The sequence below is a fragment of the Actinophytocola sp. genome (genome assembly GCF_035762905.1).
Lineage (GTDB): Bacteria > Actinomycetota > Actinomycetes > Mycobacteriales > Pseudonocardiaceae > DASYTH01.
This window is the reverse complement of the sequence record NZ_DASUCC010000034.1, coordinates 156493-177432: the sequence shown is the minus strand read 5'-3', so window position 1 is coordinate 177432 and position 20940 is coordinate 156493. Positions and strand designations below refer to the sequence as shown.

The window sequence follows — 20940 nt, the reverse complement described above, 5'->3', positions numbered from 1 at the left end:
GTTGTTGAAATAGAGGTGAGAGTGATGGCCGACAAGCAACGAACGACCTGCCTCGTGGTGGGTGGCGGCCCGGCCGGGATGGTGCTCGGACTGCTGCTGGCCCGCGCCGGCGTCGAGGTCACCGTGCTGGAGAAGCACAACGACTTCCTGCGCGACTTCCGCGGCGACACCGTGCACGCGTCCACCCTGCGGCTGCTCGACGAGCTCGGCCTCGGCCCGGAGTTCCGCCGGCTGCCGCAGAGCAAGCTGGAGTCGATCGGCGTGCCGACGCCGGACGGCGGGTTCGCCACCATCGGTGAGATCAACCGGTTGCGGCCGCCGTACAACTACATCGCGATGGTCCCGCAGTGGGACTTCCTGGACCTGCTCGCCGACGCGGCCAAACGGGAGCCGACCTTCACCCTGCGGATGAACACCGAGGCCACCGGTCTGGTCCGGGACGCCGGCCGGGTGACCGGCGTGCACTACCGCACCGCGGGCGGCGAGACCGGGGTCCTCCACGCGGAGCTGACCATCGCCTGCGACGGGCGCCACTCCGTGCTCCGTGAGCAGGCCGGCCTGCGGCCCAAGGAGTTCCCGGTGCCGTTCGACGTCTGGTGGTTCCGGATGCCGCGCTACGAGCGGGGCGGCGAGGTCAGCGGGCTCTCGCCGCGGATCAACGGCGAGGACTTCGGGCTGCTGATCAACCGCGGGGACTACTTCCAGATGGCCTACTTCTTCAAGAAGGGCGACGACGCCCGGCTGCGGGCCGAGGGCCTGGACCGATTCCGCGAGCGGATCGTCAACATCGCGCCGGAACTCGCCGACCGGGTCGACACGCTCACCGACATGGACGACGTGAAGCTGCTCGACGTGCGGCTCAACCGGTTGCACCGCTGGCACACCGACGGCCTGCTGCTGATCGGCGACGCGGCGCACGCCATGTCGCCGGTCGGCGGGGTCGGCATCAACCTGGCCGTGCAGGACGCCGTGGCCACCGCGACCCTGCTGGCCGGGCCGCTGCGCCGGCACCGGGTGCGGCCGTCCGACCTGGCCAGGGTCCGGCACCGGCGGTGGTTCCCGACGGTGATCACCCAGGGTCTGCAACGGGTGCTGCAACGGCTGGTCATCAAACCGGTGCTGGGCGGTGCCCGGACCACGTTCCCGGCGGGGCCGGTGTTCCTGACCAGGCACCTGCCGTTCCTGCGGGCGCTGCCGGCCTACATCGTGGCGATCGGGCCGCGGCCGGAGCACGCACCGGCGTTCGCCCGGCGGTCTAGCGCGGAGTGACCGGGTTGGTCAGGGTGCCGATGCCCTCGATGGTGACCGAGACGGTCTGCCCGGCGGAGAGCGGACCGACGCCGGCCGGCGTGCCGGTGAGGATCACGTCGCCGGGCAGCAGGGTCATCACCCCGGTGATCCATTCGATCAGCTTGGGGACGTCGTGCAGCAGCAGCGAGGTACGCGCGTCCTGCTTGACCTCGCCGTCCACCTCGGTGCGCAGGGCCAGGTCGCCGGGCGCCACCGCGGTCTCGATCCACGGGCCGAGCGGGCAGAACGTGTCGTGCCCCTTGGCCCTGGCCCACTGGCCGTCGGACTGCTGCTGGTCCCGCGCGGTCACGTCGTTGCCGATCGTGTAGCCGAGCACCACCTCGGCGGCCCGCCCGGCCGGCACGTCCCGGCACGGCGTCCCGATCACCACGGCCAGTTCCCCCTCGTAGTCCACCCGGGACGACTCGGGCGGCAGCTTGATGGCCGCACCGGGTCCGACCACCGCGGTGGACGGCTTGAGGAAGATCACCGGATCGGCCGGCGCCTCGCCACCCATCTCGCGGGCGTGGTCGGCGTAGTTCTTGCCGACGCCGATCAGCTTGCTCGGCAGGATCGGGGCCAGCAGCCGGGTGTCGGTCAACGGGAAGCGCCGGCCGGTGAACGTCGGGGTCCCGAACGGATGCTCGGCGATCTCGACGGCGACGAGGTCGTCCCCGTCGCCCTCGACGGCGACGAAGGCAACCCCTTCGGGATGGGCGATACGAGCGATACGCACGCCGGCCAGCCTAGGCCAGGCTCCGCTTGGCCAGCAGGTAGGCGGGTAACAGGCCGGCGTACTCCTCGTCGTCGAGCCCGCCGACCACGACCACCACGGTGCCGCCGCCCGGCGCGGCCACCGCGAACGCCCGCTTGCGGCCGGAGTCGCCCTCCGTCCAGGTGGCCTCGGTGCCCGAACCGGACCCGACCTCGGTGTCCCGGTAGGTGACCTCGCCGGTGTCCTGCGCCTCGGCGACGTAGGCCTCCAGCGCGGCGCGCGGTGCCACGGTCCCGGTCCACACCCGGATGAAACCGACCGACCCGGCCGGCTTGGCGTCGATCTCGCAGACCAGGTCCAGACCACCCTGCCGGAACGTGCCGCTGTCCACGGCCTCCGCCTGCCACTTGTCGGCGGTGTCCATCGTGACCGGCAACGGGCACACCTGGTCGCCACCGATCTTTCCGGCCGCCGCGGCCGGCTCGACGCCGTCCGACCACGGCCCGCTTCCGGCCTCGTCGTCGCCGCACCCGGCGACCAACAGCAGCACGATTCCCACCAGCCCCACAGTTCCGCGCATGGCGGACAGCGTAGAGCCGGGCTACCGGTGCGCTCCGGCCACCCCGGACCGTACGCGCATCGCCTTGTGTGCCAAGGCATCGCACAGCGCCAGCCAGCTCGCCTCGACGATGTTGCCGTGCACGCCGACGGTGGTCCACTCGCGCTCGTGGTCGGTGGACTCGACGAGCACCCGGGTGACCGCGTCGGTTCCGGGATGGTCGGTCAGGATCCGGACCTTGTAGTCCGCCAGCCGCACCTCGTTCAGCCACGGCAGATGCGGCAGCAGGGCCTCGCGCAGGGCGGCGTCCAGCGCGTGCACCGGACCGTTGCCCTCGGCGGTGGCGATCACCCGTTCGCCGGCCACGCGCACCTTGACCGTGGCCTCGGAGACCACCTCGCCGTCCAGCCGGTGGTCCAGGATCACCCGGTAGGACTCCAGCACGAACGGCGGACCGTCCATTGCGGACAGCTCGGCGCGCAGCAGCAGCTCGAGGGAGGCGTCCGCCGCCTCGAACGACCAGCCACGCGCCTCCAGCTCCTTGACCCGGCGCACGGCGGCGTTCAGCACCGCCGGCTGGCCGGCCAGGTCCACCCCGAGCTCCCGACCCTTGAGCTCCAGGCTGGCCCGGCCGGCCATCTCGGTCACCAGCACCCGCATGTCGTTGCCCACCACGGTCGGGTCGATGTGGTTGTACAGCAACGGGTCCACCTTGATCGCGCTCGCGTGCAGCCCCGCCTTGTGGGCGAAGGCCGACGACCCGACATAGGCCTGGTGGGTGTTGGGCGCGATGTTCGCGATCTCGGCGAGGGCATGGGAGACCCGAGCCAGCTCCGGCACACTTTCGGCGGGTAGCACCGGTTTGCCGAGCTTGGTCACCAGATTTCCCACGACGGCGAACAGATCGGCGTTGCCGGCCCGCTCGCCGTAGCCGTTGGCCGTGCACTGCACATGCGTGGCCCCGGCCTGCACGGCGGCGAGGCTGTTGGCCACCGCGGACGCGGTGTCGTCCTGGCAGTGGATGCCGACCCGGAACCCGGTGCGCGCGATCACCTCGCCGACCGTGTCCGCGAGCCCGAGCGGAAGTTGCCCGCCGTTGGTGTCGCACAGCACGGCCACATCGGCGCCCGCGGTGACCGCGGCGTCGAGCACCCGCAGCGCGCAGTCGGGATCGTAGGCATAGCCGTCGAAGAAGTGCTCGGCGTCCAGGAACACCCGCCGGCCCTCCCCGACCAGGAACGCCACGGTGTCCCGCACCATCGCGCACGCCTCGTCGACGTCGGTGCGCAGCGCCCGCTCGATGTGCCGGCGGTCGGACTTGGCGACCAGCGTGACGACCGGCGCCCGCGACTCCAGCAGCGCCCGCACCTGCAGGTCCTCCGCGACCGTGCTGCCCGCGCGCCGGGTCGACCCGAACGCCACCAGGGCCGCGTGCCGCAGTTCCAACTCGCCGGCCGCCGCCCGGGCGAAGAACTCGGTGTCCTTGGGCAGCGCGCCCGGCCAACCCCCCTCGATGAACCCGACGCCGAGGTCGTCCAGCAGCCGGGCCACCGCCAGCTTGTCGGCCACCGAGTAGGAGATCCCCTCCCGCTGAGCCCCGTCGCGCAGCGTCGTGTCGTAGACGTGGAACTCGTCGCCGAGCGGGGTGCCGGCGGGGGCGGTGCGACTCACCACGGGACTCGTCTCCTCGGGTCAGGCTTTGGCGGAAAACAAAAAGACCCCCCGCGAAGATGCAGGAGGTCAGCGCGCCGGGTCTGGAACAGCTACCCAGCGCGCTCGCCGATAATGATCACAACAGAGTTGAGCACGGATGCATGGTGTCACAGTGGACGTGCGGGTACCAACTCGCGGTCGATTCTTCCCAGTTCATGGGACGAACCTCAGGCCTCCGTGCGGGTGCTCGAGGAGACGAGGGCGGCCAGGCGGTCCCCGATGGCGTAAGTGTTGCCGGGTGAGGGGTGGTCGCGGGTGGCGAGGTCGAAGGCGACTGAGGCTTCGATGCGGCGGGCGGCTTCGGCTTCGCCGAGATGGTCCAGCAACAGGGCGACCGACAGCACGGCGGCGGTGGGGTCGGCGACGCCCTGACCGGCGATGTCCGGGGCACTGCCGTGGACCGGCTCGAACATGCTGGGGTTGCGCCGGGTGTTGTCCAGGTTTCCGCTGGCGGCCAGGCCGATGCCGCCCGTCACCGCCGCGGCGAGGTCGGTGAGGATGTCGCCGAACAGGTTGTCCGTGACGATGACGTCGAACCGGCCGGGGTCGGTGACCAGGTGGATCGTGGTGGCGTCCACGTGCTGGTAGGCGACCGTGACGTCCGGGTGCTGGAGGGAGACCTCCTCGACCACCCGGGACCACAGCGAGCCGGCATGGGTGAGGACGTTGGTCTTGTGCACCAGGGTGAGGTGCTTGCGCGGGCGCGCGGCCGCGCGGGCAAACGCGTCCCGGACCACCCGTTCGACGCCGTACGAGGTGTTCACGCTGACCTCGGTGGCGATCTCGTGTGGAGTGTCCTTTCGCAACAGGCCGCCGTTGCCGGCGTAGAGGCCCTCGGTTCCCTCCCGGACCACGATCATGTCGATCTCGCCGGGATCGGACAGCGGGCTGTGCACCCCGGGGTACAACCGGGCGGGGCGCAGGTTCACATGGTGGTCGAGCTCGAAGCGCAGCCGCAGCAACAGGCCGCGCTCCAGGATGCCGCTGGGCACCGACGGGTCACCGACGGCGCCGAGCAGGATGGCGTCGTGCTGCCGCAGTTCGCCGAGCACGGACTCGGGCAGCAACTCGCCGGTCGCGTGCCAGCGCGCCGCGCCGAGGTCGTACCGGGTGATCTCGGCGGTTGGTGCCACCTCGCCAAGCACCTTGAGGGCCTCAGCGGTCACTTCGGGCCCGATCCCGTCTCCGGGGATGACCGCGAGCCGCATGTACACCTCCAGGGTGATTCCCTCGTAAAACAGACCAGGGAAGGCTACCCGGAACGCACGCGGGCGATCATCGAGGCCACCCGTCTAGGTGATGTCGCGGCGTGGCGCGGGTCAGCTGAAGTCGATGGAGCGCACCAGCCGCGCCCCGACGGCGGTGCCGATCGACGCCAGCACGGCGTGATCCACCTGCCGATCCACCCGCAACAGCATGATCGCCTCGGTCTTGTCCGTGGTCTGGGACAGCTGCGCGGCCTCGATGTTGATGCCGACCTCGCCGAGCAACGTGCCGACCCGGCCCATCACGCCCGGCCGGTCCTGGTACTCCAGCAGCAGCACGTACCCCTCGGCGCGCAGGTCGAAGTGCCGGTCGTTCACCTCGACCAGCTTCTCCACCTGCTGCAGGCCGGTGAGCGTGCCGCCGACGGAGAGCACGCCACCGTCCGGGTACACCGCGCGCAACCGGACCAGGCTGCGGTACGCGGCGCTCTCCGGCTCGGTGGTCAGCTCGACCGCGACGCCCAACTCCTCGGCCAGCCGCGGCGCGTTGACGAACGTCACCTGGTTCTCGACGATCCCGGAGAACACCCCGCGCATCGCGGCTAACGGCAGCACCGAAAGGTCCTCTGTGGACAGTTCGCCGCGAACATCGACGGTGATCGAGTCGGGTGCCTTGTTGGACAGCGCGGCGAGCACCTTGCCCAGCTTCTGGGTCAGCGGCAGGTACGGCCGCACCTCCTCGCCGACCACCCCGCCGGAGGCCACGTTCACCGCGTCCGGAACGAAGTCGCCGCGCAGCGCCAGCAGCACCGATCGGGCCACGTCGGTGCCGGCCCGGTCCTGCGCCTCGGCGGTCGACGCGCCCAGGTGCGGCGTGACCACCACGTTCGGCAGCTCGAACAGCGGGCTGGAGGTGGTCGGCTCGGTGACGAACACGTCCACCCCGGCGCCGCCGACATGTCCACTGCGGATCGACTCGGCCAGCGCCTCCTCGTCGATCAGGCCGCCCCGGGCGGCGTTGACGATCAGCACGCCGTGCTTGGTCCTGGCCAGCGCGTCCGCGCCGATCAGACCCTTGGTCTCCGGGGTCTTGGGCAGGTGGATGGAGATGATGTCGGCCCGCTCGAGCAGTTCGTCCAGTTCGACCAGTTCGATGCCCAGCTGCGCGGCCCTTGCCGGGGACACGTACGGGTCGTAGGCGATCAGCACGGTGCCGAACGCGGCCATCCGCGCCGCGAACAGCTGGCCGATCTTGCCGAGCCCCACCACGCCGACGATCTTGCCGTTCAGCTCGATGCCGGAGAACGCGCTGCGCTTCCACTCGCCGCCGCGCAGGCTGGCGTCCGCGGCCGGCACCCGGCGGGCCACCGCGAGCAGCAGCGCCACCGCGTGCTCGGCGGCCGAGACGATGTTCGAGGTCGGCGCGTTGACCACGAGCACGCCGCGGTCGGTGGCCGGCGGCACGTCGACGTTGTCCAGCCCGACCCCGGCCCTGGCGACCACCTTCAGTCGGTTGGACGCCGCCAGCAGTTCGGCGTCGACCCGGGTGGCCGAGCGCACCAGCAGCGCGTCGGCGTCGGCGACGGCGGCCAGCAGGGCCGGGCGATCGGTGCCGTCCACGTGACGGACCTCGACCTCGTCGCCGAACACGTCCAGCACGGACGGCGCCAGCTTCTCGGCGATCAGGACGACGGGTCGGCTCGACTTGGTCACGACGATGCTCCACAGGCTCGGAAGGGAATGGCGCTCCGGCGGTTACGGCGGTGTAACCGGACCACGCTGCACGCAGTCTATGGGTTGCGCCGGACCCTTCCGTGTCCTAGTGAGTGACCCGACATGTGCGCGCTATCGCGCCCCGAGCGGTACCCCAGCCGATTACCAGGGCTCGTCGAACTCGCCGGCCTTGGCGCCCTCGACGAACGCGTCCCACTCCGACTCGGTGAACACCAGAACCGTGTCGTCCGGGCCGGTGTACTTCGAGTTGCGCATGGCGATGTAGGTCTTGCCATCGGTGTGCGGCACGAACGCGATCTCGACGTACTCGCCGTCCGGATCCGCGTCCGGCTCGGCGGCCCGCTGCCATTCGGCGTTGGTCAGGTCCAGATGTCCGCGGACGTGAGCCTTGTCGTCGTGGATGGGCGCACTGGTTCGCGACTGCTCGTCGCTCATCGTGTCCTCTCAGGCGGTCTCGGTAATCGGTCGATCGACCCAAGACATTAGCCCACGCAGCTTACGACCGACCTCTTCGATCGGGTGCTGCTCACCCACCTGACGCAGCTTTTCGAAGTTCGGCCGGCCGGCGTCGTCCTCGGCCACCCATTCCTCGGCGAACGAGCCGTCCCGGATCTCACCGAGGATCTTGCGCATCTCCTCCTTGACCGCGTCCGTGATCACCCGCGGGCCGCGGGACACGTCGCCGTACTCGGCGGTGTCGGACACCGAGTACCGCATCCGCGCGATTCCGCCCTCGTACATCAGGTCCACGATCAGCTTCAGCTCGTGCAGGCATTCGAAGTAGGCCACCTCGGGCGCGTAGCCGGCCTCGACCAGGGTCTCGAACCCCGCCTGCACCAGAGCCGTGGTTCCGCCGCAGAGCACCACCTGCTCGCCGAACAGGTCGGTCTCGGTCTCCTCGGTGAACGTCGTCTTGATCACGCCGGCCCGGGTGCCCCCGATGCCCTTGGCGTAGGACAGGGCGAGCGCGGTCGCGCCGCCGGACGCGTCCTGCTCCACCGCGATCAGACAGGGCACCCCCTTGCCGTCCACGAACTGCCGGCGGACCAGGTGCCCGGGGCCCTTCGGGGCCACCATCGCTACGTCCACATTGGACGGTGGGGTGATCAGGCCGTAGCGGATGTTGAAGCCGTGCCCGAAGAACAGCGCGTCGCCGTCGCTCAGGTTCGGCGCGATGTCCGCGGCGTAGATGGCCCGCTGCTTGGTGTCCGGCGCCAGGATCATGATCAGGTCGGCCTCGGCGGCGGCCTCGGCCGGCGTGACCACCCGCAGCCCCTCCTCCTCCGCCTTGGCCCGGGACTTCGACCCCTCCGGGAGACCGATCCGGACGTCGACGCCGGAGTCCCGCAGGCTCAGGGCGTGCGCGTGCCCCTGGCTGCCGTACCCGATGACCGCGACCTTGCGGCCCTGCACGACGCTCAGGTCCGCGTCGTCGTCGTAGAAGATCTCGACTGCCATTGCTCTCGTGTACTTCCTCTCGAAAGGGAAAAGGGGTTTGGGTCAGCGCACGCCGGTCGCGGTGATGGAGCGGGGACCGCGGCCGATGGCGACCATGCCGGACTGGACCATCTCTCGGACCCCGTAGGGCTCGAGCATCCGCAGCAGCGCCTCGAGCTTGTCGGCGGTGCCGGTGGCCTCGATGGTCAGCGCCTCCGGCGAGACGTCGACCACCTTGGCCCGGAACAACTGCACGGTCTCCAGGACCTGGCTGCGCACGGTCGCGTCGGCACGCACCTTGACCAGCAACAGCTCCCGCTGCACGGACACCGTCGGCTCCAGCTCCACGATCTTGATCACGTTGACCAACTTGTTGAGCTGCTTGGTGACCTGCTCAAGCGGCTGGTCGGCGACCGCGACCACGATCGTCATCCGGGAGATGTCCACGTGCTCGGTCGGCCCGACCGCAAGCGACTCGATGTTGAAGCCACGGCGGGAGAACAGTCCGGCCACCCGGGCCAGCACACCGGGCTTGTTCTCCACCAGAACACTCAACGTATGCGTACTCATGGCGATCAGTCCTCGTCGAACAGCGGGCGGATCCCGCGCGCGGCCATGATGTGGTCGTTGCCGGTGCCGGCCGCCACCATCGGCCACACCTGGGCGTCCTTGCCGACCACGAAGTCGACCACCACCGGCCGGTCGTTGATCTCCATGGCCCGGTGGATGACCGCGTCCACGTCCTCCCGCGTCTCGCACCGCAGCCCGGCGCAGCCGAGCGCCTCGGCCAGCAGGGTGAAGTCCGGGATCCGGTGCTTGTGCGTGCCGAGGTCGGTCTGCGAATAACGCTCGGAGTAGAAGAGGTTCTGCCATTGCCGGACCATGCCGAGGTTGCCGTTGTTGATCACGGCGACCTTGATCGGCGCGCCCTCGATCGCGCAGGTGGCGAGCTCCTGGTTGGTCATCTGGAAGCAGCCGTCGCCGTCGATGGCCCAGACCACCTTGTCCGGTTGACCGAACTTCGCCCCCATCGCCGCCGGCACCGCGTAGCCCATGGTGCCGAGGCCGCCGGAGTTGATCCAGGTGGCCGGGCGCTCGTAGGAGATGAACTGCGCGGCCCACATCTGGTGCTGCCCGACCCCGGCGGTGTAGACCGCGTCCGGCCCGGCGATCTTGCCGATCCGCTCGATGACGTACTGCGGGGACAGCGTTCCGTCGGTCGGCCACTCGTAGCCGAGCGGGTAGGTCTCCCGCCAGGTGTTCAGCTGCTCCCACCAGCCGGCCAGGTCGCCCGCGGCGCCATCGGTCCGCTCGGCGTTCACCGCGGCGATCAGCTCGACCAGAATCTCCCGGCAGTCGCCCACGATCGGCACGTCCGCCTTGCGGTTCTTGGAGATCTCGGCCGGGTCGATGTCGGCGTGCACCACCTGCGCGTCCGGCGCGAAGGTGGCGAGCTGCCCGGTCACCCGGTCGTCGAACCGGGCGCCGAGCGCGACCAGCAGGTCCGCCCGCTGCATGGCGGCCACCGCGGCCACCGAGCCGTGCATGCCCGGCATCCCGAGGTGCAGCCGATGCGAGTCGGGGAACGCCCCGCGCGCCATCAGCGTGGTCACCACCGGGATGCCGGTCAGCTCGGCGAGTTGGCGCAACTCCTCGCAGGCCCCCGACTTGATCACGCCGCCACCGACGTAGAGCACCGGACGGTGCGCGCCGGCGATCAGCTTCGCGGCCTCGCGGACCTGCTTGCCGTGCGGCCGGGTGGTCGGCTTGTAGCCGGGCAGCCGCAGCTCGGGCGGCCACGAGAAGGAGGTGACCTCCTGCAGCACGTCCTTGGGGATGTCCACCAGCACCGGGCCGGGTCGGCCGGTGCTGGCCAGATGGAAGGCCTCCGCGATCACCCTCGGGATCTCCGCGGGGTCGGTGACCAGGTAGTTGTGCTTGGTGATGGGCAGCGTGATGCCGCAGATGTCCGCCTCCTGAAAGGCGTCGGTGCCGATCAGCGCGCGGGTCTGCTGGCCGGTGATGGCCACCACCGGCACCGAGTCCATGCACGCGTCGGCCAGCGGCGTGACCAGGTTCGTCGCGCCCGGTCCCGAGGTGGCCATGCACACTCCGACCTTGCCGGTGGCGTGCGCGTAGCCGCTGGCCGCGTGTCCGGCGCCCTGCTCGTGCCGGACCAGCACGTGCCGCAGCCTGGTCGAGTCGAGCAGCGGGTCGTAGGCGGGCAGGATCGTCCCGCCCGGGATGCCGAAGACCACCTCGACACCGACCGCTTCGAGCGAGCGCACCAGGGACTGGGCCCCGGTCACTCGAACGGGGATGCCGGCCGGCGGAGCGGGTTTGGGACGGGCCTGGGCACCGGGCCGGTTCTGCCCGGGAGATGCGGCGACCGGGGCGGGTCGCGATGTCGCGCTGGTCATCTTCTGCCTCGTGGGTTCGGAGTCGGCGGGCGGCTGGTGGACGGTTCTGTCGCTTCGGGCAAGAAAAAACCCCCGTCGACCGTGGTAGGTCGTACGAGGGTCGCGCGTTCGACGCAGCGAGACTTCTCAGCGTCGAACGCGCTTGAGAAGTACGAGGCCGGTCTGCATGGGCACGCCCCTGAAGTTAGTCCGTCCGTAGTACAGCGTCAACTTTTATGGGACGCGGCTCCCGGATCGTGGAATATGGAAGGATCGGGGCGTGTCAGAGGAGCGGCTGCCGAGCCGGTTGGTGTTCCGGGTTCCCCCGGTCGCCGTGCTGGCCGCGTTGCTGCTGGCCGTCGGCGCCACCCCGTTCGCCTTCGGCGCCCCCGGGCTGTGGGTGATCTACCTGGTCCCCATCGCCGCGATCGTCTGGACGCTGCGCACCCGCACCACCGCGACCGCGGACGGGCTCACGGTTCGGCACGTGTTCACCAGCCGTGCGCTGCCGTGGTCCTCGCTCAAGGGCCTGCGGCTGACCCCGAAGTCGGCCGTGTACGCGGTACTGAACGACGGCACCGAGGTACACCTGCCCAACGTGCGCACCCGCCACCTGCCGGCGCTCGCCCTGATCAGCGGCGGCCGGCTGGACGACCCGCTGGCGGCCGGCCCGCGCGGGTCCGGCGACCTTTCCTGAACTCTCCCGAGACGTCCCCATGAGGAGGAGCCGTGCCTGCGCTCCGATCCCGCACCACCACCCAGGGCCGCAACGCCGCGGGGGCCCGCGCGCTCTGGCGGGCCACCGGCATGACCGAGTCCGACTTCGGCAAGCCGATCGTGGCGATCGCCAACTCCTACACCCAGTTCGTTCCCGGCCACGTGCACCTGCGTGATCTCGGCGACGTGGTCGCCGAGGCCGTGCGCGCGGCCGGCGGGGTGCCGCGCGAGTTCCACACCATCGCGGTGGACGACGGCATCGCCATGGGGCACGGCGGAATGCTCTACTCGCTGCCGTCCCGGGAGATCATCGCGGACTCGGTGGAGTACATGGTCAACGCGCACACCGCGGACGCGCTGGTGTGCATCTCGAACTGCGACAAGATCACCCCCGGGATGCTCAACGCCACCATGCGGCTCAACATCCCGACCGTGTTCGTCTCGGGCGGACCGATGGAGGCCGGAAAGGCCGTCGTGGTGGACGGGGTGGCGCACGCCCCGACCGACCTGATCACCGCGATCGCCGCATCGGCCAGCCCGTCGGTGGACGATCTCGGACTGACCGAGGTGGAGCGCTCGGCCTGCCCCACCTGCGGGTCGTGCTCCGGCATGTTCACCGCCAACTCGATGAACTGCCTGACCGAGGCGCTCGGACTTGCCTTGCCGGGCAACGGATCCACGCTGGCCACGCACGCCGCGCGGCGAGATCTGTTCACCCGGGCCGGAACCACGGTGGTCGAGCTGGCCCGGCGCTGGTACGCCGAGGACGACGCGGCCGCGCTGCCCCGGTCGATCGCCACCCGGGCGGCGTTCGAGAACGCGATGGCGCTGGACATGGCGATGGGCGGATCGACCAACACCGTGCTGCACATCCTGGCCGCGGCGCGCGAGGGCGAGGTGGACTTCACCCTTGCCGACATCGACGCGATCAGTCGCCGGGTGCCGTGCCTGTGCAAGGTATCGCCGAACTCCGACTACCACATGGAGGACGTGCACCGGGCCGGCGGGATCCCGGCCATCCTCGGCGAACTGGACCGGGCCGGGAAGCTCGACCGCGAGGTGCACGCGGTGCACAGCCCGTCGCTGTCCGCCTGGCTGTCCGAATGGGACGTTCGGGCCGCGGCGCCGAGCACCGAAGCCGTAGAGCTGTTTCACGCCGCGCCCGGCGGAGTCCGTACCACCAAAGCATTCTCCACCACCAACCGATGGTCCACATTGGACACCGACGCGGCGGACGGCTGCATAAGGGATGCCGGCCACGCCTACACCGCCGAAGGCGGGCTGGCCGTGCTGCGCGGCAACCTGGCCGAGCACGGCGCGGTGATCAAGGCGGCCGGGATCGACGAGGAGCTGTTCCGGTTCCAGGGCCCGGCCCGGGTGGTGGAGAGCCAGGAGCAGGCCGTCTCGGTGATCCTTGGCAAGCAGATCCAGCCCGGCGAGGTGCTCGTGGTCCGCTACGAGGGTCCGGCCGGCGGACCCGGAATGCAGGAGATGCTGCACCCCACGGCGTTCCTCAAGGGCGCCGGGCTCGGCAAGAAGTGCGCGCTGGTCACCGACGGCCGGTTCTCCGGCGGCACCTCGGGGCTGTCCATCGGCCACGTCGCGCCCGAGGCGGCCGGCGGCGGCACCATCGGGCTGGTGCGGGACGGCGACCAGATCCTGATCGACGTGCCCGCCCGGAAGCTGGAGCTGCTGGTCGACCCGGAGGTGCTGGCCGAGCGTCGGGCCAAGATGGAGGCCAGCGAACGGCCGTGGCAGCCGGCCGACCGGGTCCGCCCGGTGTCCGCGGCACTGCGCGCCTACGCGGCGCTGACCACCGACGCGTCCACCGGAGCGGTACGCCAGGTGCCCTAACGCAGCACGAGCAGCACGGCGGTGGCCGCACCGGCGGCGAGCAGCAGGAACACGAAGCCGTACGCCGGGGCGTGCCGGTACCACGGGGTGGGCCGGTCCAGCGAGATCCGGCCGGGCCCGGCGAACAGGACGGCCACCGCGGCCGCGCCGTAGACCGCCTCCAACTCGATGGCACCGGCGAAGGCGTTGCCGTCGAACCGGACCCAGGCCATCGTGCCCACCACGAACAGCACCGCGCCCGCGCCGGCCGGGGTGAACAGGCCGAGCGCCAGGAAGGTGCCGCCGACCAGCTCACTGATGCCGGTCACCCAGGCCAGCAGCGTGGTGTTGGTGAACCCGGCCTCGCCGAGCTGGTTGGCCGTGCCGGAGATGCCCGCGCCCTCGAACCAGCCGAACAGCACCTGCAGGCCGTGCCCGACCATCAGCGCGCCCACCACCAGCCGGAGCACCAGCAGGCCGAAGTCGGCGCCGCCGTGCCACCGGGCGACCGGGCGCTCCATCAGCTCCTCGGTGGTCGCGTCATAGGGCTGCTGGGTGCCCAGCATCGCGGTGGTGTCGCTGGAGTAGCCGCTGTCGTCGAACGGGTCCGCCGCGGCGCCGCGGTACGTTCCGCTCGAATACGCGCCGCCGTCCGGGTAGTCGCCGCCCATGCGCCGGGTGCGGTCGTCATCGGTAGTCACGCAGGGCAGGTTAGGCGATACATGGCCGAATGCCTACGCGGCACGTCAATAATCACCGCGGACCAGGTTCGCCGGCTCTTTGCCCGCGGCGAACCGGGCGATCTCGGCGGCGACGACGGCGTAGGAGCGTTTGAAGTGGCCGTGCACGCTGCCCGCGACGTGCGGGGTGAGCAGCAGGCCAGGGGCCGTCCACAGTGGATGTTCGGGCGGCAGCGGCTCCGGGTCGGTCACGTCGAGCGCCGCGCGCAGCCGGCCGGAGCGCAGCTCGGCGAGCAGCGCGTCGGTGTCCACCACCGGGCCGCGGGCGGCGTTGACCAGCACCGCCCGGTCCGGCATCCGGGCCAGGAACGCGGCGTCCACCATGCCGGTGGTGGCCGGCGTGACCGGCACCATCAGCACCACGGCGTCGTGCCCGGGCAGCAGATCGGGCAGCTCGTCGCGGCCGTGCACCCCCTCGCGGGCGCGGGTGGCCACCAGCGTGGTGTGCGCGTCGAAGGTGTCCAGCCGGCGCTTGAGCTGCCGGCCGAGGTCCCCGGCCCCAACCACGAGCACCTTCTTGTCCTGCAGGGTCTCGGTGACGTGCTGGTGCCAGCGCCGGTCCGCCCGGTTGGCCTCGAACTCGATCAGCTCCCGGTAGATCGCCAGCAGCACGCCGATCACCCACTCGGCCGTGCTGCCGCCGTGCGCGCCGCGGCAGATCGACAGCCGCACGCCGTCCGGCACCAGGCCGTTCCAGGCCTCCGCACCGGCCGAGAGCAGCTGGATCAGGCGCAGGTTGGGCAGCTGCTTGAGCAGCCGGACGGTGCTCTTCTGGGCCAGGAAGCCGGGCACGAGCACCTCGGCGCGGGCCGCCTCCGGCGGCAACGGGGCGGCGAGGTCGTAGCGCACCAGCTCGATATTCTCGATCCCGGCCAGCACCGACATGCCGTAGTCGTCCGGCACCAGGACGGTGATCGCCATGAGGTTCACACTATCCGCACCGCTTGCTGCCTAGCCTGACAGACGTGTCCGGACGACGAGTTGTGCTGGCCGGCTGTCTCGTCGGCAGCCTGGTCCTGGCCGGCTGCGCGACGTTCGCGCCGCAGCCGCCGCCGGAGAGCTGGCGGCCACCGGACTCGTTCACCCCCCAGGCCGGGCCGGAGCCGCAGGTGCCGGGCGAGGGCACCGCGCCGCAGGACGGGGCCCAGGACCAGGCGGCGCCCACCTCGGTGCCGCCGCCGGACGGCTGCACCGACTTCCATCCGGCGGTCATCGCCACCTGCCTCAACCCGGTGGCCGCGGTCGCCGCGCTGCCCGGGGACGGGTCCGACCCGGTCGCCCTTGTCGCCGAGCGCACCACCGGGCGGATCCTGCGGGTCCGGAAGAACACCGAGCCGGTCGTGGTCGCCACGCTGCCCGTCGACACCGGCACCGACGGCGGGCTGACCGGGGTCGCGCTGTCCCCGAACTTCCTCGAGGACCGGCTGATCTTCGCCTACATCACCACGGCAACGGACAACCGCCTGGTCCGGATCGCCCCCGGCGACACCCCGAAGCCGGTCCTCACCGGCATCCCGCGCGGCGCCACCGGCAACCGCGGCGCGCTCGGCCTCGACCACCGCGGCGCGCTGCTGCTGGCCACCGGCGACGCCGGCAACCCGGCCGCCCCGCTGGACCCCAACTCGCTGGCCGGCAAGGTCCTGCGCCTGTCCGCCGCCGGCAAGCCCGCCGAGGACAACCCGGTCAAGGACTCGGCCGTCGTGGCCAGCGGCCTGCACGCCCCTGGCGGCGTCTGCGCCTCGCTGGACGGCTCCCGCATCTGGCTCACCGACCGCGACGAGCGCCGCGACCTGCTGTTCCGGCTGCAGTACGGCCGGCCCCTCGGCGAACCGGCCTGGACCTGGCCCGACCGCCCCGGCATCACCGGCTGCGCCTCCACCCCGGACACCGTCTGGGTGACCGCGTCCGTGGCCGCCAACCTGCAGGGCCTCCCGCTCGCCGCCGACGGCACGTTCCGCGGCAAGCCCCAGATCACCCTGCAGAACCAGGACGGCTTCGGCCGGCTGTCCGGCATCGACCTGATCAACCAGAGCGTCGCCGTCGCCGGCACCGTCAACAAGGACGGCGGCACCCCCGTCTCCAGCGACGACCGCGCCGTCGTCATCGTTCCCGCAGGCGGCCCCGGCGGCTCCGTGGACTGACCACCCGGTTCGGGTCGTCGGGTCAGGTCAGGTGCAGCGTTCGAGGACGAGTTCGCGGACGCGTTTGGCGTCGGCCTGGCCTTTGGTGGCCTTCATGACGGCGCCGACGATGGCGCCGGCGGCGGCGTGCTTGCCGCCGCGGATCTTCTCGGCGACGTCGGGCTGGGCGGAGAGGGCCTCGTCCACGGCGGCATAGAGCGAGGTGTCGTCGGAGACCACGGCGAGGTCGCGGTTGGCGACGACCTCGGCCGGTTCGCCCTCGCCGGCCAGGACGCCGTCCACCACGTTGCGGGCCAGGGCCGTGGTGAGGGTGCCGGAGGTGACCATGGCGATCACGGCGGCCACCTGGGCCGGTGTGATCGGCAGCTCGGCCAGCTCCACGCCGCGGTTGTTGGCCTGCTGCGCCAGGTAGGACACCCACCACGAGCGGGCGTCGTCGGGCGCCGCGCCGGCGTCCGCCGTGGCCGCGACCAGGTCGACCGCGCCCGCGTTGACCAGGTCACGCAACTCCAGATCGGACAGCCCCCACTCGGCCTGGATCCGCTTGCGGCGCTCCCACGGGGGTTCCGGCAGCGAGGCCTCCAGCCGGGAAACCCAGGCCCGGTCCGGCGCCACCGGCACCAGGTCGGGCTCGGGGAAGTACCGGTAGTCCTCCGAGGTCTCCTTGCGCCGCCCGGCCGAGGTGGTCCCGCTCGCCTCGTCGAAGTGCCGGGTCTCCTGGAACACCGTGCCGCCGCCGGACAGCACCGCGCCCTGCCGGGTCATCTCGAACCGGACCGCCTGCTCGACGCTGCGCAGCGAGTTGAGGTTCTTGGTCTCGGTCCGGGTGCCGAACTCCGCCGCACCCTTGGCCATCAGCGACACGTTCGCGTCGCAGCGCAGCGACCCCTGGTCCATCCGCACATCGGACACGTCGAGCGCGCGCAGCAACTGGCGCAGCGCCGTGACGTAGGCGCGGGCCACCTCGGGCGCCCGCGCCCCGGTGCCCGGCACCGGCTTGGTCACGATCTCGATCAGCGGCACCCCGGCGCGGTTGTAGTCGAGCAGCGAGTAGTCCGCCCCGTGGATCCGGCCGGTGGCGCCGCCGACGTGCAGCGACTTGCCGGTGTCCTCCTCCATGTGGGCACGCTCGATGCCGATCCGCACCACCTCGCCGTCGGCCAGCTCCAGGTCCAGCCAGCCGTTCACCGCGATCGGCTCGTCGTACTGGGAGATCTGGAAGTTCTTCGGCATGTCCGGGTAGAAGTAGTTCTTCCTGGCGAACCGGCACCAGTCGACGATCTCGCAGTTGAGCGCGAGGCCGATCCGGATCGCCGACTCCACCGCGACCCGGTTCACCACCGGCAGCGACCCCGGCAGTCCGAGGCACACCGGGCAGACCTGGGTGTTCGGTTCGGCGCCGAACGCCGTCGGGCAGCCGCAGAACATCTTCGTCCTGGTGGACAGCTCGACGTGCACCTCGAGCCCGAGCACCGGGTCGAACCGGGCCACGACCTCGTCGTAGTCCAGCAGCTCGGTCACTTGTCGTCGTCCTTCCGGACCGCGCGGACGGCCAGCAGCGCGCCGGTGATCGCGGTCGCGAAGCTCGCGATCGCGTTCGCCAGCAGCAGCCGGTCCTTGTCGGTGCGCGCCCGGCGCAGGCTGGTCACCGCACTCGCCGTCGCGGTCACCGCGCCGACCAGCCCGAACACACCCTTCAACTTCTTGACGGAAGTCATCGGCCCATCACCTCGCAAGCTCGGTGCTGTATCGACCCGCCGCCTCGCAAGCTCGGCGACGGGGAGGGTTCAAGGATTCGCTCGCAAGCTCGCTCATTGCGAAATCATCTCCAGCTCGGGCACCCGGCCAAGCAGCGGACCGCCCTGCGTGTCGTTGCGGGCCACCTCGTACGCGGCGGCCACCCGGTACATGCGCTGCTCCTGCAGCGTTGGAGCCATGATCTGCAGCCCGACCGGCAGACCGTCGTCTTCGGACAGTCCACACGGGACACTGATCGCCGGGCTGCCGGCCAGGTTGGCCGGAATCGTGCACAGGTCCGCCCGGTACATGGCCATCGGGTCGTCCACCCGTTCCCCGATCCGGAACGCCGTGGTCGGCGTGGTCGGCGAGACCAGCACGTCGGCCTGCTCGAACGCCGCGGCGAAGTCCCGGGTGATCAGCGTGCGCACCTTCTGCGCCTGCCCGTAGTAGGCGTCGTAGTAGCCGGAGGACAGCGCGTAGGTGCCGATCATGATGCGCCGCTTGACCTCCGGCCCGAACCCGGCCTCCCGGGTCAGCGACATCACCTGCTCCGCACTGGCCGACCCGTCGTCGCCGACCCGCAGCCCGTACCGCATCCCGTCGAACCGGGCCAGGTTGGACGACGCCTCGCTCGGCGCGATCAGGTAGTAGGCGGACAGCCCGTAGGTGAAGTGCGGGCAGGACACCTCGACCACCTCGGCACCCAGCCGGCGCAACTCCTCGACGGCGCGGTCGAACGCGGTGAGCACGCCCGGCTGATAGCCCTCGCCGGAGAGCTCCCGCACCACCCCGACCCGCACGCCGCGCAGGTCGCCGGCCGCGCCCTCGCGCGCCGCGGCCACCACCGGCGGCACCGGAGCGTCGATCGAGGTGGCATCCAGCGGGTCGTGCCCGGCGATCACCTCGTGCAGCAGGGCCGCGTCCAGCACGGTGCGGGCGCACGGCCCGGCCTGGTCCAGCGAGGACGAGAAGGCCACCAGCCCGTACCGGGACACGCCGCCGTAGGTGGTCTTCACCCCGACGGTGCCGGTCACCGCGGCCGGTTGGCGGATCGAGCCGCCGGTGTCGGTCCCGATCGCCAGCGGTGCCTCGAACGCGGCCAGCGACGCCGACGACCCGCCGCCCGAGCCGCCCGGGATCCGGTCCAGGTCCCACGGGTTGCGGGTCGGACCGTAGGCCGAGTTCTCGGTGGAGGAGCCCATGGCGAACTCGTCCATGTTGGTCTTGCCGAGGATCACCACCCCGGCCCGGCGCAACCGGGCGGTGACCGTCGCGTCGTACGGAGGGTGCCAGCCCTCGAGGATCTTCGAGCCGCAGGTGGTCGGCGCGCCGCGCATGGTCAGCACGTCCTTGAGCGCCAGCGGCACCCCGGCCAGTGCCGAGGCCGGCTCCTCGGCCTGGTCCACCGCGCGGGCGGCGGCCAGCGCGCCCTCGGCATCCACGTGCAGGAACGCGTGCACGGCGTGGTCCACGGCGGCGATCCGGTCCAGGTGGGCCTGGGTGACCTCGACCGCGGACACCTCCCGGGACCGGATCCGGCCGGCCAGCTCGGCCGCGGTCAGCCTGGTCAGGTCGGTCGTCATTCCGGTTCTCCCAGAATCCGCGGCACCCGGAACCGGCCCTCTTCGGCGGCCGGGGCGCCGGCCAGCGGCTCCTGCTGGGCGAGCCCGGGCCGGATCTCGTCGTCCCGGAACACGTTGACCAGCTCCACCGAGTGCGAGGTGGGCGGAATGTCGTCCGCTGCGACTTCGCTCACACTGGCCACCGACTCCAGGATGCCATCCAGTTGACCGGCGAAGGTGTCCAGCTCGGCGTCGGTGACTGCCAACCTGGCCAGCCGGGCGAGATGCGCGACCTCGTCGCGCGAGATGGTGGGCACACGCCGAGTCTATTTCGAGCGCCCACCGCGACCCGAACGGGTTGTTTTGCCGGGAGGCTGAGGTGTACACCGGAGCCAGTCCCGTGGGGGCGGACATGCGACAATCGTCGGCCGGCCCAGGCGCGGACGGCGAGGTGTCGCGCACCGACGACGGCAGCAGCAGGAGGCGTTCACCTTGTCCTTCCTGATCCGGGTACAGCTCCCGGACATCCCGGGGACCCTGGGGGCGGTGGCCACCGCCCTCGGTGACATCGGGGCCGACATCCTCAGCGTGGACGTGGTCGAGCGCGGGTCCGGTGTGGCGATCGACGACCTGGTGGTCGAGCTGCCCAAAGGCCGGCTGCCGGACGTGCTGATCACGGCCGCGGAGTCGGTGACCGGGGTCGAGGTGGACGCGGTGCGCCCGTACGCCGGGGTGCTGGACACCCACCGCGAGCTGGAGCTGGTCGAGGACGTGGCGGCCCAGCCGGACGACGGCATGACGATCTTCACCGAGGGCGTTCCGAAGATCATCCGCGCGGGCTGGGCGCTGGTGGTGGCCTCGGACGCGTCCGGCGCGCACCGGCTGGCGGCGAGCACGGCGGCCCCGGAGATCCAGACCCTGAACCTGCCCTGGATGCCGCTGGCCCGCGCCACCGTGCTGGACGGCGAGGAGAGCTGGGTGCCGGACACCTGGCAGGAGCTGGGCACCGAGCTGGCCGCGACCCCGCTGGGCAAGCCGGACCGGGTGCTGCTGGTCGGCCGGCCGGGCGGCCCGATGTTCCGCGCCGCCGAGGTGGCCCGGCTGGCCCACCTGGCCGGCATCATCGCGGTCGTGCTGAACGACTGAGCCGGCGGC

20 protein-coding genes are annotated in these 20940 nt (G+C 71.3%); 5 read left to right on the top strand and 15 right to left on the bottom strand.

The annotated features are described in order from the left end of the window. Positions 1–24: 24 nt before the first annotated feature. Entirely contained in the window at positions 25–1269 is a 1245-nt protein-coding gene (locus VFV67_RS05905; RefSeq protein WP_326467809.1) for an FAD-dependent oxidoreductase, read from the top strand. Here VFV67_RS05905 and VFV67_RS05900 read toward each other — a convergent pair. The 9 genes from VFV67_RS05900 to VFV67_RS05860 form a co-directional block, all read right to left on the bottom strand. Next, on the bottom strand, positions 1256–2026 hold the full coding sequence (locus tag VFV67_RS05900) for a fumarylacetoacetate hydrolase family protein (RefSeq protein WP_326467808.1): 771 nt from the start codon (positions 2024–2026) through the stop codon (positions 1256–1258). The two genes, VFV67_RS05905 and VFV67_RS05900, sit on opposite strands and share 14 nt — an antisense overlap. A 10-nt stretch (positions 2027–2036) precedes the next feature. Continuing rightward, positions 2037–2585, bottom strand: a complete 549-nt coding sequence (locus VFV67_RS05895; protein WP_326467806.1) for a lipoprotein — start codon at positions 2583–2585, stop codon at positions 2037–2039. A gap of 21 nt (positions 2586–2606) precedes the next feature. Continuing rightward, positions 2607–4235 carry a citramalate synthase gene (gene cimA / locus VFV67_RS05890; RefSeq protein ID WP_326467804.1) on the bottom strand — a complete coding sequence of 543 codons (1629 nt, stop codon included), beginning with the start codon at positions 4233–4235 and terminating at the stop codon, positions 2607–2609. Positions 4236–4444: 209 nt separating this feature from the next. Continuing rightward, the gene (locus VFV67_RS05885; RefSeq protein WP_326467802.1) at positions 4445–5485 is read right to left on the bottom strand and encodes a 3-isopropylmalate dehydrogenase; all 1041 of its coding nucleotides are present in this window, start codon (positions 5483–5485) and stop codon (positions 4445–4447) included. Between the two features lie 111 nt (positions 5486–5596). Continuing rightward, complete coding sequence (gene serA, locus VFV67_RS05880) at positions 5597–7195, bottom strand: phosphoglycerate dehydrogenase (protein ID WP_326467801.1); 1599 nt, start codon at positions 7193–7195, stop codon at positions 5597–5599. A gap of 162 nt (positions 7196–7357) precedes the next feature. Then, positions 7358–7651, bottom strand: a complete 294-nt coding sequence (locus VFV67_RS05875; RefSeq protein ID WP_325158812.1) for a DUF397 domain-containing protein — start codon at positions 7649–7651, stop codon at positions 7358–7360. Positions 7652–7660: 9 nt separating this feature from the next. After that, a complete protein-coding gene (ilvC, locus tag VFV67_RS05870) occupies positions 7661–8674 on the bottom strand; it encodes a ketol-acid reductoisomerase (protein WP_326467800.1) in 1014 nt (337 codons plus the stop codon). 42 nt (positions 8675–8716) lie between these two features. Further along, positions 8717–9223, bottom strand: a complete 507-nt coding sequence (gene ilvN / locus VFV67_RS05865) for an acetolactate synthase small subunit (RefSeq protein ID WP_326467798.1) — start codon at positions 9221–9223, stop codon at positions 8717–8719. Positions 9224–9228: 5 nt separating this feature from the next. Beyond that, the gene (locus VFV67_RS05860; protein WP_326467796.1) at positions 9229–11073 is read right to left on the bottom strand and encodes an acetolactate synthase large subunit; all 1845 of its coding nucleotides are present in this window, start codon (positions 11071–11073) and stop codon (positions 9229–9231) included. A gap of 259 nt (positions 11074–11332) precedes the next feature. Here VFV67_RS05860 and VFV67_RS05855 point away from each other — a divergent pair, with 259 nt between their 5' ends. Both VFV67_RS05855 and ilvD read left to right on the top strand, forming a co-directional pair. Further along, positions 11333–11749, top strand: coding sequence for a PH domain-containing protein (locus VFV67_RS05855; protein ID WP_326467794.1), 417 nt, complete (start codon positions 11333–11335; stop codon positions 11747–11749). Positions 11750–11781: 32 nt separating this feature from the next. Continuing rightward, a complete protein-coding gene (gene ilvD / locus VFV67_RS05850; RefSeq protein ID WP_326467793.1) occupies positions 11782–13623 on the top strand; it encodes a dihydroxy-acid dehydratase in 1842 nt (613 codons plus the stop codon). Here the strand turns inward: ilvD and VFV67_RS05845 are convergent. Together VFV67_RS05845 and VFV67_RS05840 are read right to left on the bottom strand one after the other, a co-directional pair. Beyond that, positions 13620–14303: a DoxX family protein gene (locus VFV67_RS05845; protein WP_326467792.1), complete on the bottom strand. Its 684-nt coding sequence runs from the start codon at positions 14301–14303 to the stop codon at positions 13620–13622. The genes ilvD and VFV67_RS05845 overlap by 4 nt on opposite strands. Positions 14304–14348: 45 nt before the next feature. Further along, on the bottom strand, positions 14349–15263 hold the full coding sequence (locus VFV67_RS05840; protein ID WP_326467790.1) for a 2-hydroxyacid dehydrogenase: 915 nt from the start codon (positions 15261–15263) through the stop codon (positions 14349–14351). 44 nt (positions 15264–15307) lie between these two features. Between VFV67_RS05840 and VFV67_RS05835 the strand changes: the two genes are divergently transcribed. Then, complete coding sequence (locus VFV67_RS05835; RefSeq protein WP_326467789.1) at positions 15308–16483, top strand: PQQ-dependent sugar dehydrogenase; 1176 nt, start codon at positions 15308–15310, stop codon at positions 16481–16483. Between the two features lie 27 nt (positions 16484–16510). Here VFV67_RS05835 and gatB read toward each other — a convergent pair whose 3' ends face one another. From gatB to gatC, 4 genes are all read right to left on the bottom strand, one after another. Next, positions 16511–18004, bottom strand: a complete 1494-nt coding sequence (gene gatB, locus VFV67_RS05830) for an Asp-tRNA(Asn)/Glu-tRNA(Gln) amidotransferase subunit GatB (protein ID WP_326467787.1) — start codon at positions 18002–18004, stop codon at positions 16511–16513. Next, the gene (locus tag VFV67_RS05825; protein WP_326467785.1) at positions 18001–18201 is read right to left on the bottom strand and encodes a hypothetical protein; all 201 of its coding nucleotides are present in this window, start codon (positions 18199–18201) and stop codon (positions 18001–18003) included. The genes gatB and VFV67_RS05825 overlap by 4 nt, the downstream gene beginning before the upstream one ends. Before the next feature lie 93 nt (positions 18202–18294). After that, positions 18295–19806, bottom strand: coding sequence for an Asp-tRNA(Asn)/Glu-tRNA(Gln) amidotransferase subunit GatA (gene gatA, locus VFV67_RS05820; protein ID WP_326467784.1), 1512 nt, complete (start codon positions 19804–19806; stop codon positions 18295–18297). Beyond that, the gene (gene gatC, locus VFV67_RS05815) at positions 19803–20102 is read right to left on the bottom strand and encodes an Asp-tRNA(Asn)/Glu-tRNA(Gln) amidotransferase subunit GatC (RefSeq protein WP_326467783.1); all 300 of its coding nucleotides are present in this window, start codon (positions 20100–20102) and stop codon (positions 19803–19805) included. The genes gatA and gatC overlap by 4 nt, the downstream gene beginning before the upstream one ends. 175 nt (positions 20103–20277) lie before the next feature. Here gatC and VFV67_RS05810 point away from each other — a divergent pair, with 175 nt between their 5' ends. Next, the gene (locus tag VFV67_RS05810) at positions 20278–20931 is read left to right on the top strand and encodes an amino acid-binding protein (protein WP_326467782.1); all 654 of its coding nucleotides are present in this window, start codon (positions 20278–20280) and stop codon (positions 20929–20931) included. Positions 20932–20940: the final 9 nt, after the last annotated feature.